Origin of the sequence: Mesorhizobium australicum (genome assembly GCF_900177325.1) — a bacterium.
Lineage (GTDB): Bacteria > Pseudomonadota > Alphaproteobacteria > Rhizobiales > Rhizobiaceae > Mesorhizobium_A > Mesorhizobium_A australicum_A.
On record NZ_FXBL01000004.1, the window covers coordinates 4,155,011 to 4,169,058 of the forward strand.

A 14,048-nucleotide genomic window follows, 5' to 3' on the forward strand; every position below is an offset into this window, starting at 1 on the left:
CGCGCTCAGCCGTTGATCAGCTTGAGCGCCTTCTCGTGCAGGACCGGATTGGCGCTGGCGAGGATATCGCCGCCGCCTTCGGCCGCTCCGCCCGTCCAGGTCGTCACCACGCCGCCCGCCTGCTCGATCAGCGGGATCAGCGCGACGATGTCGTAGGCCTGCAGGCCCGCATCGACCGCAATGTCCGCATGCCCCGCGGCCACCATGGCAAAGGCGTAGCAGTCGGTGCCGTAGCGCGGCAGGCGCACCGAGGCTTCCAGCCGGTCGTAACGCTCGCGCATCGCGCCCTTGAACAGCGCCGGCGTGGTGGTGAACAGGGTGGCGTCGGAAAGAGCCGCTGTCGCACGCGTCGCAAGCCTGCGCGGCCCGCCCGGCCCCTCGAAATGCGCGCCGTCGCCGAGCGCATAGAACAGCTCGCCGGTGAAGGGCTGCGACATCAGCCCCGCCTTGGCGTCGCCGTCGACCGTCAAGCCCACCAGCGTGCCCCATACCGGCAGGCCGGAGATGAAGGCGCGGGTGCCGTCGATCGGATCGATCACCCAGACATGGCTCGACGTGATGTTTTCGGCGCCGTGCTCCTCGCCCAGTATGCCGTGGCCGGGATATTCGGACAGGATCAGAGCCCGGATGGCGCGCTCGGCCTCGCGGTCGGCCTCGGTCACCGGATCGAACCCGGACGCTTCCTTGTTCGATATCGAACCTTCCATCCGGAAGCGCGGCAGCGTCTCCGCGGCCGCGACGGCGGCCAGCCGGCGCATGAAATCGGCGCTGACGGTCATGTATCCCCCTGTTCCGTTGCCTATCTGCCACATTTGCAGGCAGGCAAATCAGTGTGAATTATTTTTAAGCGTTTCGCCTTGACATTTGTGCAATGCAGCAAGATTGTAACGACAGACGGGTTCGCCCGTCTATGCCCTCCTTGGGCGTTTCCTCCCTAGACTTGGACCGCGTCGTGCGAACGATGCGGTCTTTTTTTCGGTCCGGCTGGGGGGAAGCCGCTATTCGGCGGCGAGCGCCGGGCGGTCGAAAAAGAAGTCGGCAAACGCCATCAGCCGCGCGGAGAACTCGGTCAGGTCCTCGGCCAGCGCCTCGAAGCCGGCCGACTTCTCGTAGGTCCGCTCGTTCATGTAGAGGCCGCGGTTGATCTCGATCTGCATGGCGTGCAGGCCCTTGCCCGGCCGGCCGTAATGCTCGGTGATGAACCCGCCGGCATAGGGCTTGTTGTGCGCAACCGTGTAGCCCATCGAGGTCAGGATCGCGATCGCCTGCTGCGACAGCGGTTCGGCGGCCGATGCGCCGAACCGGTCGCCGAGGATGAAATCCGGCCGCAGCCCCGCCTCCCCGACCCGGATCGAGGCCGGCATCGAGTGGCAGTCGATCAGGATCGCGCGGCCGAAATGCGAATGCGCCCGCATCAGGAGGCTGCGCAGGCGCTGGTGGTAGGGTTTGTAGAACGCCTCGATGCGCGACAGCGCCTCTGCCAGCGGCAACCGGCCCGAATAGATGTCCTGCCCCTCGCCGACGATGCGCGGGATCGTGCCGAGCCCGCCCGCGACGCGCGCCGAGCGCGCATTGGCGAACGGCGGCAGCGGTTCGGCGAACATCCGCGGGTCGAGTTCCCAGGGCTCGCGGTTCACGTCCAGATAGGCGCGCGGGAAGTTGGCGGCGAGCAACGGCGCGCCGAGCGAGGCGACGCCGGCAAAGAGCTCGTCTACATAGCAGTCCTCCGAACGGCGGATGCCCTCGCCATCGAGGCGGATCATGCCGAGGAAGCGCTCCGGGTAGTGGCTGCCGCTGTGGGGAGAGTTGAAGACGAAAGGAACGACAGGATCCGCGGGCGAGATCTCGAAAAAGGGTGTCGTTTCAGCGAAGTCCGCGCCTGCGTTCATCAATCTTCGGTCGGTTGGATAGGCCATGCCGGCTGTTCCCGCACCGTGCCACCCGCACGCCCTCCTGTCCAGAGCGGCTGCCGGCGGCGGATGCGCGCGTTCACTTGATATTTACCCGCCGCCTTTCATATACAGAACATGGTTAACGGGCGGGTTTTCATCCGCCTGCACATGTGATTCGGACGGGACAATGGCACGAATTCTCCTTGCGGAAGACGATGACGACATGCGCCGCTTCCTCGTGAAGGCGCTGGAGAGGGCGGGCTACGACGTCTCCGATTTCGACAATGGCGCATCCGCCTACGAGCGCCTGCGCGAGGAGCCGTTCTCGCTGCTCCTGACCGACATCGTCATGCCGGAGATGGACGGCATCGAACTCGCCCGCCGCGCGACCGAGATCGACCCGGACCTGAAGGTGATGTTCATCACCGGCTTCGCCGCCGTCGCCCTCAACCCCGATTCGAAGGCGCCCCGCGACGCCAAGGTCCTGTCGAAGCCCTTCCACCTTCGCGATCTTGTCAACGAGGTCGAGAAGATGCTGCAGGCGGCCTGAGACCCGCCGCCCCGCCCTGCCCCGGCTTCCCCTGGGCGCACTCACTTCCCCGCCATTTGGCTATTGACGCCCGGCGTCAGGCATGATGTATGCGCCGCGTCGGATGGGCGTGTAGCTCAGCGGGAGAGCACTACGTTGACATCGTAGGGGTCACAGGTTCAATCCCTGTCACGCCCACCATCCGAACTCTCTGACCTCGTTGAAAAATTCGACTTCACCCCGGCCCCTCACCGCTGGGATGCGTTCTCGTCCACGGCCGCGAGGCCCTTGAGTGCGTCGCGGCTGCCGGTGCCGGCGGCGGCTTCGAATATACGGCGGGCGTCTTCGCGGCGGTTGAGGTTGAGATAGGCGTAGCCGCGCAGCACCATCAGGTCGATCCGCTCCGGGGCGATCTGCGCGCGCTGGTCGAGGGCGATCAGGGCCTCGACGTAGCGACCGTTCTCGAAGGCGCCGAGCGCGCGTTCCGCCAGGATGCTCGACTGCAGCTCGGCCACCCGGCGCCGCTGCTGCGGTGCCTTCGCAGCCGCCACCGCAGCGTCGTCGACAAGGCCGGCGCGCAGATAAGCGAGGCTCTGGCCATAGGCCGCGTCGCTGCGGGCATGGCCGTCCGTCGTCGCCAGGGCGCGTTCGAACGCCTCGGCCGCTTCGAGCGGCCGGTTCGCTTCCATCAGGCACCAGCCGCGGTCGAGCGCGCCCTGCGCCGAGAGCGTCGACGGATGGATCGTGTCGGCGCAGCCGCGCGGACGGCTCGCCGTACCCGGCGCGGCGGCGCTCTCGCTCACCGCATTGTTCCGGGGCGCTGCGAGAACCGGGGCGGTCTCGACTGCAACGGATTGCGCCGACGGGGGCGCGGCGGGCGTCTCCACCGCGACCGACGTCGGTGTGCCGCCGGCCGGTTGGCCGCGCGTCCGCTCGCCAACGGCGAGGATGCGCTCCGAACGTCCGCGCCAGATGCGCTTCAGTTCGGCCAGTCCCGTCGCATTGCCGAGCTGATGGTACGTCAATGCCAGCCCGTAGGCGGACGGCTCATCGTCGGGGTTCCAGGACAGAGCGGTCGAGAACCATTTCCCGGCCGTGTCGAACTGGTTGAAGGCGCGCGCATACCAGCCGAACTGCTGCGCGGCGGCAACGTCGCGCGCGCTCGCGGCGGCCGCGGCCATGCGCTGCAGCACCTCGGGAGGCACGTCGACACGCGGCTCGACCCCGAGCAGGTTGGCAACCGCGGCGAGATAAGAGGAGCGCGTCTCGTCATTGGCGTCGCGCCATGGATAGAGGACGCTTTCGGCCTCCTCGAAGGCCTTGCGGGCGACGAGGACCAGGGAAAGTCCCTGCGATGCCTCGGCGCTGTCCTCGATCCCGCGCGCCGCCCGGAACCACTTCTCGGCGGCCTCGCTCTGGCCGTGCCGCAGGTTGTACCATCCCAGCAGCAGGCTGTCGGATGCCTTGCCCTCGGCGGTCGCCAGCTTCTCCACCCGCGCCAGCTGCTCCGGCGAGGCGTCCACCGCCGGATCCGCGCCGCCGGCCGCCACGCCCTTGCGCGCGAGATCGTCGCGCACCGGCCCGAACTCGCCGACGCCCGCCGCGTCGAAGCGCTCGAGCGCCAGGAGCTCGTCGGCCATCTCCGACGGCAGCAGCCGCACCGCGTTCTGCGCCGTTGCCAGGCGTTCCTGCGTGTCGTCGCAATTGGTGAGGATGTAGCGGTAGGCGTCGCGCGCCCGGTTCGCCCGCTGCGTCTCGGCAAAGGCCTCTGCAACCCGCCACAGCACGTCGACCTCGCTGCAGGTCAGCAGGCTCGGATGTCCGGAGCCGATGCGGATCACCGTGTCGTACTGGTGAAGGTTGGAAGCGTTGACGAGTTGCTCGCGTGCCTCGGCGACGGCCAGCCGCTCCAAGAGGTCAGGCGGCGGCGTCCAGCCGGGTTCGTCCGTCCGGCGCTGTGCGATCGCACGGCGCGCCTCGGCATATTTGCCGGCGGCATAGAGCGCCCAGACAGCTTCCAGCTTCTCATCGACATTGACCGGAACCGCGAGCGGATCGGCAGGCGGCGTCCAGTCGGGGTAAAGCGCCTTGAGCCTGGCGATCTCGGCCTCCAGACGCTTCGTGTCGCCCTGGCGTGCGAAGTAACGCAGCGCCGACTCGTCCACCTTCGGCCGCTGGCCGGCCTGATCAGGCGCGGAAACAACCGGAGCCGGCGGGGAAGCCGGGGCTGGCTGCGCCTGCGCCGTTTCCAGCGGCGGCCGCGGCATCTCCTGCTGCACCTCGATCACATCGGCGGCGGGAAGCCTGAGCCTGTGCGGCGGGACGGTTCCGGTCGGGCGCGGATCCCATGGCGGCACGATGTCGTCGGCGATCGCATGAAAGCAGGTGCCGACCCCAAGCAGGGCGACAGCGAACAGCCGGATCGCGCCTCTCACGGCAGGCATCGTCCGCCCCCGCTCCGCAGATGGGACAGGGCCAGGAGGTGGAGGGTGGAGGGATAGTACAGGGTGGGCGAGAAGCGCCGGAGCTCTTCGGGAATCGGCGTGCCCTCGACGACGCAGTCGATCAGCGCTGGCAGGATACGGTAGCCAGGATCGTCCAGCCGGTCGCGCACGCCACCACTGCTCAGGTTTACAGTCGTGGGGGTAGTATCGGTCCCCGCCATTCCCTCGCGCAGCCTCCTCAAGACTTCCACCTGGTCCGTTCCGTCCCGAATAAGATAGAGCGGAATCCGGAGGGCATTATAGCCAAACTCGGCGGGAAAGCCTTCAGCCGATTTCAGTTCATCCCCAAGTGCAAGCCAGTCGGGCGGAAGCTGTCGAGGGCCGAGCCTGGCGGCGCGGACCAGCCTCACGCCGTCGTTACGAAGCCGCTGCCAGTCATAGGCCGGCGCCAGCGACGCCAGCACCGGAAAGGCCTCGAAGACCCAATAGGACAGGTTCACCACCGGTCCGTCCTTGCGGCCGTCGGCGTCGAACCCAGCTACGCCCGGTCGCAGGAGCATCACGCCGCCATATTCGTAGACGACCGACCTGCCGATCGCCTCCGCGAGTTGCCTGGCCGCCGCGGTGAGATCCGGCCGCTGCCAGGCCTCGCCCGCCAGCGCGAGCGCATAGGCGATCAGGATGTCGCCATCCGAGGCGTTGTTGGGATCCGTGACATGCGGATTGGCATTCTCCTCCCAGCGCCATGCCGCCAGGCCGTCATCGCGCAGCAGCAGCTCCGTGCGGGTGAACGTCCAGACCTGATCGAAATCGGCCATGTTTCCGGCGAGGTAGGCGAGGATGAGACCATAGCCCTGGCCTTCGCTGTGCGAGATACCTCCGTTGCCGTCGTCCACCACGCGGCCGTCGGGCATCACGAAACGCGCGCGATAGCTCTCCCATTCATCGGGCCGAACCGTCGACTCCAAAGCCGCGGCAAGAGAGGTGGTGCACATCGCGATCGCCGCTGCCCAGAGCAAGCGCCTCACCGCCGCCTCCCGAGACGGCTCAGCAGGAACGTCGTCGTCGCGCCGAGGACAACGCAGGCGAGGATCAGAGCAAGGGAGTAGGACAAAATGTTCGCCGAAAGCCAGTTGGCAGCGATGAGCCGGTAATTCCAGATCGACGGCGGCACCGTCTCGACGAATTCGAACTGCCCGACCGGCACCGCATCGACTTCGCGCGTCGCGGGATTGAACGAGGTAATATGTCCTGCCAGCCTGCCCCAGTTGCCAAGATCGGTGAACGCGGCCAGGTTCTCGCGAAGGGCGGCCGTATCAGGCGCGACGACGACGGTCCACGTTCCCGATCGCGCCGGGTTGCTGCTCTGCGCGATCACGAGGCCGGACGTGGGCGGCGGCACATAGGCCGCCTCCTCCTCTGGCACGAAACGGAGCATGTCGGAGGTGATGTTGAAGGTGCGCTGCAGCCATTCACGGAAATCGCGCCAAGTCCTGCCGAACCAAGATCCGGTGACCTGCTGACGCCACTCGTCGAGCGTTGGTCCGGCGGGAGCAGGGCTGCCCGACGCGCCGGCCTCCCAGTCGGCATCGCTCTCGACGGAAACGCCAACCTGCTGGAGTATCTCCTGCGGAATGTCGGCCGCGCCGCCCATGATAATCGCGTCGCGCATGCCGAGCCCGTCCTGCGATGCGACGAATTCGATCGGCAGGATACGGCCGGCTGATCTCGCCATGCGCGCAAGCAGGGTCGCGAGGCTCGAAAGCCCGTCATCCGTCGAGCGGTCCACCACGACGGCGATCGGGTCCACCGCGCGGCCGTAGGGAAAACTCGTACCCGACAGGGCCGACAGGTTTGGACGCTGCGCGATACGCGCGAAGGTCGGCATAACGAAGCGGGAAGTGTCGAAGAGCGCAAAGCGCGGCGTATCGTCCGCAGCCGTGCCGGGGCTGCATACTTCGTCGGCCGCCGTGCGCAGATCCGCCTCGAGGACAATGCGGTTCAGGCCGGGCCGGATATGCTGCATGGTGAAGTTGATAGGGAAGCGGTTGAGCACCGCACCCTGCGTGGCCGTGATCGGCATCGAGGCCGCAACGCTGCCGTTGACATAAACGTTGATGAGGCTGCCGGGTTCGACCCGGTCGGAATAGGCGGCGTCCAGCAGGATGCGTGCCTCTCCATAGGCGTCGGCATAGAAGTCGGCCGGCACGCCGAACTCGAATTCGGCCGTGTAGCGGCGGCCGGAGAATTGCTCGGAACGCAACCCCATGTCGGCGAAGGGCACTTGCTCTCCGACAAAGATCATCGGCGCGTTGGGCGTACGCCACGCTTCTGTCAGGAAGACGTCCCGCTGCAAGTCCACGGACCTGTCGACCGGAGTGACGAGGCTGTCGAGCGCGGCACTCCACTGCGCCCTGTCGCGGCCGCTGACGAGGTAGACTGGAGCCTGCCCCTGCCTCGCCGGCGCGAAGGCGCTGAAGGGGCCATCGATCGCGGGCAGCGCATATCCAAGGGAGGAAAGATCTTCGGCCGTTCCGAGCAGCACCACCAACTCCGCCGCCGACTCGGCAGGCGGGCGGGAACTCACGCTGATCTCGATGTCCGGCGTATTGATATGCCGCGCGAGCGCCTGGGAAAGCCGCATAAGTTCGCTGGCGATATCGAGGCGCGCCAGGGCCGGGGCGACGATTGCAACGCGGACTTTGCCTGCGGCATCGCCGCCGACCGCGGAAAGCTCCTCGGCGGTCGCGAGTTCGGCCGCGGCCGGATCTTCGAACGAGAGATAGGTCCCGCTCGCTGCGATCTCAGTCCACAATTCGTACGTCGATTCGATCGTGCAGTCCGTCCGGTGGCGGTGGCGGGCCGAGAAGCCGATCTCGTTGCGCCCGGCGCGCAGCACGCCGGGCGGAATCTTGACCTCCCTGCTGACGACCCCGTCGGGTGCTGCGACCTGTTCCTGATGGATCGCGGTTCCGTTCACAATGACGCTCAATTCCGAGCTTTCCGGCGCGACGACGACAGCGTTCTGATAGCCGAAGGTCAGCGTGGCAGGCGATGCGGCCTGGCGGGGAGAAAGATAGATCGCCCAGGTGCGGCGGGCCTGCTCGCCGGCAAGCGTCAGCTTGGAGTCGGGCAGCAGGAAACGCCGGAACCGTGCGGGCGTCGCTGGCGGCGCGGGTTCGACAGGCACCGGCGCAGCCTCCTCGTCCGGCGGCACTGCGGGATCGTCGGCCGGCTCGGACTGTGCGGGACGCTCCGGGCTCATGTCGAACGGCGTGTTTTCCTGCGCGTAGGCGCCGCAGGCCCAGGCCAGCATCAGGACGGCGACCAACGCAAGCCTCATCGGGACACCTCCCCGCTTCGCGCCTCGTCCTTGTCGCCGCGCGCGCTCCGGAAGAGATAGACGAGACCGCGATAGGTCTGGAACATCGCCAGCCGCAGGAACCAGATCGTTCCCATCAGGACGCCGGGATTGCGGCGTCGCGCACTCTGGAACTGCGTCCACTGATCCGCGCTCGCGAAGACGAGATCGGCGACGTAGCGGTGATGGTCGGCTGTGGACCGGACGTATCTGCAGCCGATGGCGAGCCCGTCCGCCGATCGTTCCGAATTGCGAATCTCTACCGGCAGGATCGCAGTGCCTGCACCGGACAGCATCTCGAAGCGGAGATTGACCTCGCCGTCACCCAAAGCGTCGAGGGCGTCGCCGCGATAGACCTTGATCCGCGCCCCGTTGACCGAAACATCCTCGATCGTGCCCGGATACCAGATGCCCTCGCGCCCGAATTCGCAGCGGCGCTTCACTTTGATCCGGCGCGTCGCGGCCCGCTCCCGCTTTTCCGACACCACGCCGAGCGCGCAACCCGCCATGATGAGGTTGAGCAGGTTCCAGCCTCCGACAACCAGCGTCACGTCGGCCTTGTAAGGCTCGGCATAGATCCGCCAGGCCGCGACAAACGTCGCGACCACCAGGAGGGCGAAGATGAGAAAGAACGGCCGGCTGAGCTCCGAAAGACGGCTGACCGCGACGGATTCGTCCTTGGCCGTCACCTTGAAGGTCGGCTTGCGCGGATTGAGCATCACCGAGATGACGGCCGGCAAAAGGTGGACCGACTGGATATATTCGTAGAGTTCCGAAATCCACGGCCAGCGGAAGCTGCCATAGAGATAGTTCTGCATCATCAGGTTCACGATCATGTAGCTGAACGTGTAGGCGAGGAACTCGCCGCCCGAGGCCGTAAAGATCTGCAGGTCGAAGAAGAGATAGAACAGCGGCGCGAGAAGAAAGATCGTGCGCGGGAAGGGAAACAGCCAGAACAGCGTCGAGGACATGTAGCACAGGCGTTGGGGAAAGCTTAAGCCGCGCTTGAGGAGCGGGAAGCGGAACCGCAGGATCTGCATCATGCCCTGCGCCCAGCGGCTGCGCTGTCCGATAAAGCTCGCGAAGGTCGTCGGCTGGAGGCCGGCGATCAGCGGCTTGTCGACATAGACGCTGTTCCAGCCTCGCGAATGCAACTCGATCGCCGTCTCGCAGTCTTCGGTGATCGAAACGCCCGAGAAGCCGTTCGCCTCCATCAGCGCCGCGCGGCGCAGGACAGCCGCCGAGCCGCAGAAGAAGGCGCCGTTCCACTTGTCGAGGCCGCGCTGGATGATGCCGTAGAACATCTCGTTCTCGGACGGCATCTTCTCGAAGGTCCTGAGATTCCTTTCGAGCGGATCGGGATTGAGGAAGAAGTGCGGCGTCTGGACGAGGAACAGGCGCGGGTCCTCGTTAAAATAGCCGACTGTCTCCCGCAGAAAACTGCGCGTGGGCGCGTGGTCGGCATCGAAGACGGCGATGAGCTCGCCTTGCGAATAGGCGAGGCCGTTGTTCATGTTGCCGGCCTTGGCGTGCTCGTTGCGTTCGCGCGTCAGATAGCGGGCGCCGAGATCGGCGCAGAGCTGCTGCAGCGACTTGTGCCGCTCGAGCGCCGTCTCGGCCTCCACGACATGGGTAGCGTTGCGCTTCTGCACCGTTCCGCCGTCGTCGAGCAGCCAGACGGTGAACTTGTCGGCGGGATAGTCCATCGCACGTGCCGCCGCGATCGTGTCGGCCAGAAGCTGCGGCTCCTCGTTGTAGCTCGGCACGAAGACATCCACGGTCGGCAGGTTGGATTCGTCCGTCACGATCTTCGGCGGGCGCGACGGCAGCGGCTTGGCGACGATGAACAGGCTCAGCCCCAGCATGAACACGCTGTACATCTCGGCGAGGTAGAGCAGCAGTCCGGGGATGAAATTTTCAAGCTGGCTCACCGGCGGCAGCGTGCTCGTCGTGCGCCAGTAGGCGTAGCGAAGCACGATGGCGGTTCCCAGCGCCAGCGCGACGAGGCGCCAGTTGCCCTCGGCCCGCAGCAGCTTGAGAGCCATCATCAGCACGAGGACGACCGTCCCGGCGATCAGATGCGTCTGGAGGTTGATCGGCAGCGACACGATCAGAAGGACCAGCGCCGCCGAAAGGGCCCAGACCAGGACAAGGAGAAACTTACTCATCGACCGCACCCGGCTGAACGGTTTCGTGTCGCGTGACTACCCCTCAAGTCCGCGCATCATCTAAACGTCTGCGCCACTGCAGATTGTCTTAACACACCGTGAAACGACCGAGTTCGGTAAGTTTTTCGTTAACGGCATCGGGCAGATAGCGCCAAAACTATCCTCCGCCCGGCGGCGGAGTGGGCACGATCGGCACCGATCCTTCGCCCGGAGGAGGAGGCACCACCGGCGCGCCCGCGGGAGGAGCAGGCACCGCCTCGGCGGCCGGCTTCGGCGGCGGCGACGCGCTGGTGCGCACAGTCCGCCGCACAGCCGGCTGCGGCGCAGGTTCCGCTACCCCGTCGACCCAGGAGCCGTCGGCGGGATTGACTGTCTGCCCCGTCCTGCCGAGACGAGGATCCGGGTCCGGCGCGTTTCCGTAAGGGTTCCATCCGCCCGGCAGAGATGCGTTGATGGTGTAGCCGTACATCATCGCGAGCAGCGAGCGCTCGCTGGCGCCGCGCTGGCAGATGCGCATTCTGACCTGGATCGACCCCTGAGGCGAAAACGGGCCGGCATTCTTGGCGCTGGTCATGCGCTGCCAGCCATAGAGGCACATGTCGCCCGACCCATGCGTGCCGACGGCGTAGCCAAAGGGTCCGTAGCTGTTTTGCGCATAGAGCGGCGACCGGCGCATCGCCACACCTGGAAAATAGGCCCTCAGCTCACGGCCGATGTCGGATGAGGCCAGAAAGGGATCGCCTGCGCGCGATGTGCCGGCGCCCTGCCCCGTGCGTCCGAAAATCTGTATCCGGATCATGTTCTGCCCCGACACAGCCGTGTCGGATGCAAGCACGATCTCCTGCTGGATGGCATTGCTGTAGGTGCGCTCGATAACGCCGGTGACCGCGGGACCACCGGGCGGCGGCAGCGCGAACGCCTTGGCCGGCTCCACGCTGCCGTTAAGCGCGTGGCGCGTCACCGCAGGCCCGCCGCAGCCAGCCAGCGTCAGAACACAGAAACTCAGCGCCGCCGCAGAGCAGACATGCCAACGCGGAAAGAACGCGAGGACCAAGACAAGCCTCGAATCATTATATGCCCTCCGGCATCGTAGATCGCCTTGTCCGCTTTGCGCGCAGATAGTGGCGCCGGCACCGGTTCATCCACAACGAGGGTTGGCGACACTGGTTCCAGGCCGACCCTACGCGGCTGCGCCGCGATAATGCTCACGTCAGCCCGCCGTCCGCCAGGATGGTGCGGCCGCTGATCCACCGCGCGTCGTCGGAGACGAGGAAGGAGACGATGCCGGCGATGTCATCGGGCTGGCCGATGCGGCCGAGCGGCGTCGCGGCACGGATCTGGTCGCCGCGTTCGGCGATGATCGCCGTCGTCATGTCGGTCTCGATCACGCCCGGCGCCACGGCATTGACGGTGATGCCGCTCGGGCCCAGCTCCTTCGCATAGCCTTGCACCAACGCGACGACGGCCGCCTTCGAGGCGGCGTAGACGGTGCTGGTCGGGATCGGGCTGTAGGCGAGGCGCGAAGAGAAATGCACGATCCGCCCGCCCTGCCCCGCCATGGCGGCCGCCGCCGCCTTGGTCAGCATGATCGAGCCGAGCACGTTGGTGTCGAACATCGCCCGCACATAAGCCTCGTCGACCTTGGCCAGCGGCCGGTACGGACCTATCCCCGCCGCGTTGACCAGCGCGTCGAGCCGACCGAAATGCCGATGCGCTTCCTCGACCATCCGCATAGCGTCGCCATCGACACCGATATCGCCTTTGACCGCGCGTGCCCGGCCCCCCGACGCGACGATCTCGTTCACAATCGTCTCGGCCTCGGCCGTCGCCGAACGGTATCCGATTGCGACCGCGGCGCCGTCCGCCGCGAGCCGCCGCGCCACGGCCGCGCCGATCCCGCGTGAGCCGCCGACGACCAACGCCACCTTGCCTGCGAGCTTTCCGGTCATGATCTCCTCCTTACCTCTGCTGCCGCCACGCGCCGTCCGGCACGAGGTCGAGCGGGCTCTCGATCTTGAGGCTGCGGTCGACCGGCTTCTCGGCCGCCCTCAGCACATGTTCTTCCAGTGCATCGAGATAGGCCGCGCGTCCCGCAGCGTCGACGCGCGGCGCGCCATAGGCGACGAAGGGCGGCTCCAGCTCATAGCCCATATATTCAAGGCCGAGATGCTGGATCTGCCACAGCACCTGCCTCTCCAGCTCGCCATAGGCCGCGCCCGCGCCGAAGCGGGCCGTGGTGCCGCCCGACGTCAGCGAGACCATCGCACGCCGGCCGCGGAAGACGCCGGTGTCGAAGCGCAGCCCGTCGGCATAGCCGAAGCCATAGGAGAAGACGCGCTCGCCCCAGCCCTTGAGGATCGCCGGCACGCCGCCCCACCAGAGCGGGAACTGCAGGATGAGGAGGTCGGCATCGGCCACGCGCTTCTGCTCGCGCGTGATGTCGGGTGCATAGCTGCCGTGGCGGGCCGCATGCGCCTGTTCGGTCTGGTAGTGGAAGACCTGTTCGTCGGCGACCGAAAGAAAATCGTGACGGCCGGCAACCGGATTGAATCCTTCGCCATAAAGATCGGAAATCACCACCTCATGCCCGGCTCGGGTCAGCGCATCCCGCGCGCGGTCGCGCATCGCGGCGTTAAAGGAGGCGGGTTCAGGGTGGGCGTAGACGATGAGGACGTTCATGGCCGGAGGAAGATCCTGGCAAGCGCTGACATCAAACCATCATCCTCAGAAATTCACCTTGTCTGCGCCCTTGAGCTGCAGGATATCGCGGGCCTCGGCGGGGGTGGCGATCTCCAGCCCAAGGCCTTCGATGATGGAGCGCACCTTGGCGACCTGCTCGGCATTCGTCTTCGCCATCCGCCCCGGCCCGAGCCACAGCGAATCCTCCAGCCCGACGCGGACATTGCCGCCCATCGCGGCCGCCTGCGCGGCGATCCGCATCTGGTTCGCGCCCGCTCCCAGCACAGACCACGAATAGCTGTCGCCGAACAGACGGTCGGCCGTCCGCTTCATGTGCGCCACATCCTCCGCATGCGCCCCGATGCCGCCCAGGATGCCGAACACCGACTGCACGAAGAACGGCGGCTTCACCAGGCCGCGGTCGACGAAATGCGCCAGCGTGTAGAGATGGCCGATGTCGTAGCACTCGATCTCGAAGCGCGTGCCGTTCTCCGCGCAGGTCGTCAGGATGTTCTCGATGTCGGCGAAGGTGTTCTTGAAGATGCGGTCGCGCGAGCCTTCGAGATAGGGCAGCTCCCAGTCGTGCTTGAACTCCTTGAAGCGGGCGAGCATCGGGTAGAGGCCGAAGTTCATCGAGCCCATGTTGAGCGAGGCGACCTCCGGCTTGAAGGTCGCCACCGGCTGCAGCCGCTCGGCGATCGTCATGGTCGAGGCGCCGCCGGTGGTGATGTTGACCACGCAGTCGGAGCGCTGCTTGATCACCTTGAGGAACGGCTCGAAGGCCGCCGGCGACTGGTCGGGCAGGCCGTTCTTCGGATCGCGCGCATGCAGGTGCACGATCGCCGCCCCCGCCTCCGCCGCCCCGATCGCGGCATCCGCGATCTCCTGCGCCGTCACCGGAAGATGCTCCGACATCGACGGCGTGTGGATCGAGCCCGTCACCGCACACGTGATGATTACCTTGCGAGGCGCCAT

General features: G+C 66.6%; 11 protein-coding genes and 1 tRNA gene. 2 read left to right on the forward strand and 10 right to left on the reverse strand.

Features of this window, described 5'->3' with window-relative positions; all coding sequences use genetic code 11:
- Nucleotides 1–5: 5 nt before the first annotated feature.
- Both hisN and B9Z03_RS23020 read right to left on the reverse strand, forming a co-directional pair.
- Entirely contained in the window at nt 6–779 is a 774-nt protein-coding gene (gene hisN, locus B9Z03_RS23015) for a histidinol-phosphatase (RefSeq protein ID WP_085466355.1), read from the reverse strand.
- A 219-nt stretch (nt 780–998) separates the two neighbouring features.
- A complete protein-coding gene (locus tag B9Z03_RS23020) occupies nt 999–1,889 on the reverse strand; it encodes an N-formylglutamate amidohydrolase (protein ID WP_085467827.1) in 891 nt (296 codons plus the stop codon).
- Between the two features lie 190 nt (nt 1,890–2,079).
- Here B9Z03_RS23020 and cpdR point away from each other — a divergent pair, with 190 nt between their 5' ends.
- Both cpdR and B9Z03_RS23030 read left to right on the forward strand, forming a co-directional pair.
- Nucleotides 2,080–2,442, forward strand: a complete 363-nt coding sequence (gene cpdR / locus B9Z03_RS23025; RefSeq protein ID WP_085466356.1) for a cell cycle two-component system response regulator CpdR — start codon at nt 2,080–2,082, stop codon at nt 2,440–2,442.
- Between the two features lie 105 nt (nt 2,443–2,547).
- A tRNA-Val gene (locus tag B9Z03_RS23030) sits at nt 2,548–2,622 on the forward strand.
- A gap of 47 nt (nt 2,623–2,669) precedes the next feature.
- On the opposite strand, the gene B9Z03_RS23035 is transcribed toward B9Z03_RS23030, so the two are convergent.
- The 8 genes from B9Z03_RS23035 to B9Z03_RS23070 all read right to left on the reverse strand — a co-directional run bounded on the left by B9Z03_RS23035 (nt 2,670) and on the right by B9Z03_RS23070 (nt 14,048).
- Nucleotides 2,670–4,865, reverse strand: coding sequence for a YbbN family protein (locus tag B9Z03_RS23035; protein ID WP_085466357.1), 2,196 nt, complete (start codon nt 4,863–4,865; stop codon nt 2,670–2,672).
- Nucleotides 4,853–5,860: a glycosyl hydrolase family 8 gene (locus B9Z03_RS23040; RefSeq protein ID WP_432417045.1), complete on the reverse strand. Its 1,008-nt coding sequence runs from the start codon at nt 5,858–5,860 to the stop codon at nt 4,853–4,855. Before B9Z03_RS23040 ends, B9Z03_RS23035 begins: the two co-directional genes overlap by 13 nt.
- Before the next feature lie 29 nt (nt 5,861–5,889).
- Entirely contained in the window at nt 5,890–8,208 is a 2,319-nt protein-coding gene (locus B9Z03_RS23045) for a cellulose biosynthesis cyclic di-GMP-binding regulatory protein BcsB (RefSeq protein WP_085466359.1), read from the reverse strand.
- Complete coding sequence (gene bcsA, locus B9Z03_RS23050; RefSeq protein ID WP_085466360.1) at nt 8,205–10,394, reverse strand: UDP-forming cellulose synthase catalytic subunit; 2,190 nt, start codon at nt 10,392–10,394, stop codon at nt 8,205–8,207. Before bcsA ends, B9Z03_RS23045 begins: the two co-directional genes overlap by 4 nt.
- A 157-nt stretch (nt 10,395–10,551) precedes the next feature.
- A complete protein-coding gene (gene bcsN, locus B9Z03_RS30445) occupies nt 10,552–11,355 on the reverse strand; it encodes a cellulose biosynthesis protein BcsN (protein WP_176247600.1) in 804 nt (267 codons plus the stop codon).
- A 244-nt stretch (nt 11,356–11,599) separates the two neighbouring features.
- The gene (locus tag B9Z03_RS23060) at nt 11,600–12,343 is read right to left on the reverse strand and encodes an SDR family NAD(P)-dependent oxidoreductase (RefSeq protein WP_085466362.1); all 744 of its coding nucleotides are present in this window, start codon (nt 12,341–12,343) and stop codon (nt 11,600–11,602) included.
- 10 nt (nt 12,344–12,353) lie between these two features.
- Complete coding sequence (locus B9Z03_RS23065) at nt 12,354–13,073, reverse strand: NAD(P)H-dependent oxidoreductase (RefSeq protein ID WP_085466363.1); 720 nt, start codon at nt 13,071–13,073, stop codon at nt 12,354–12,356.
- 45 nt (nt 13,074–13,118) lie between these two features.
- Entirely contained in the window at nt 13,119–14,048 is a 930-nt protein-coding gene (locus tag B9Z03_RS23070) for a 3,5-dioxohexanoate:acetyl-CoA acetone transferase (protein ID WP_085466364.1), read from the reverse strand.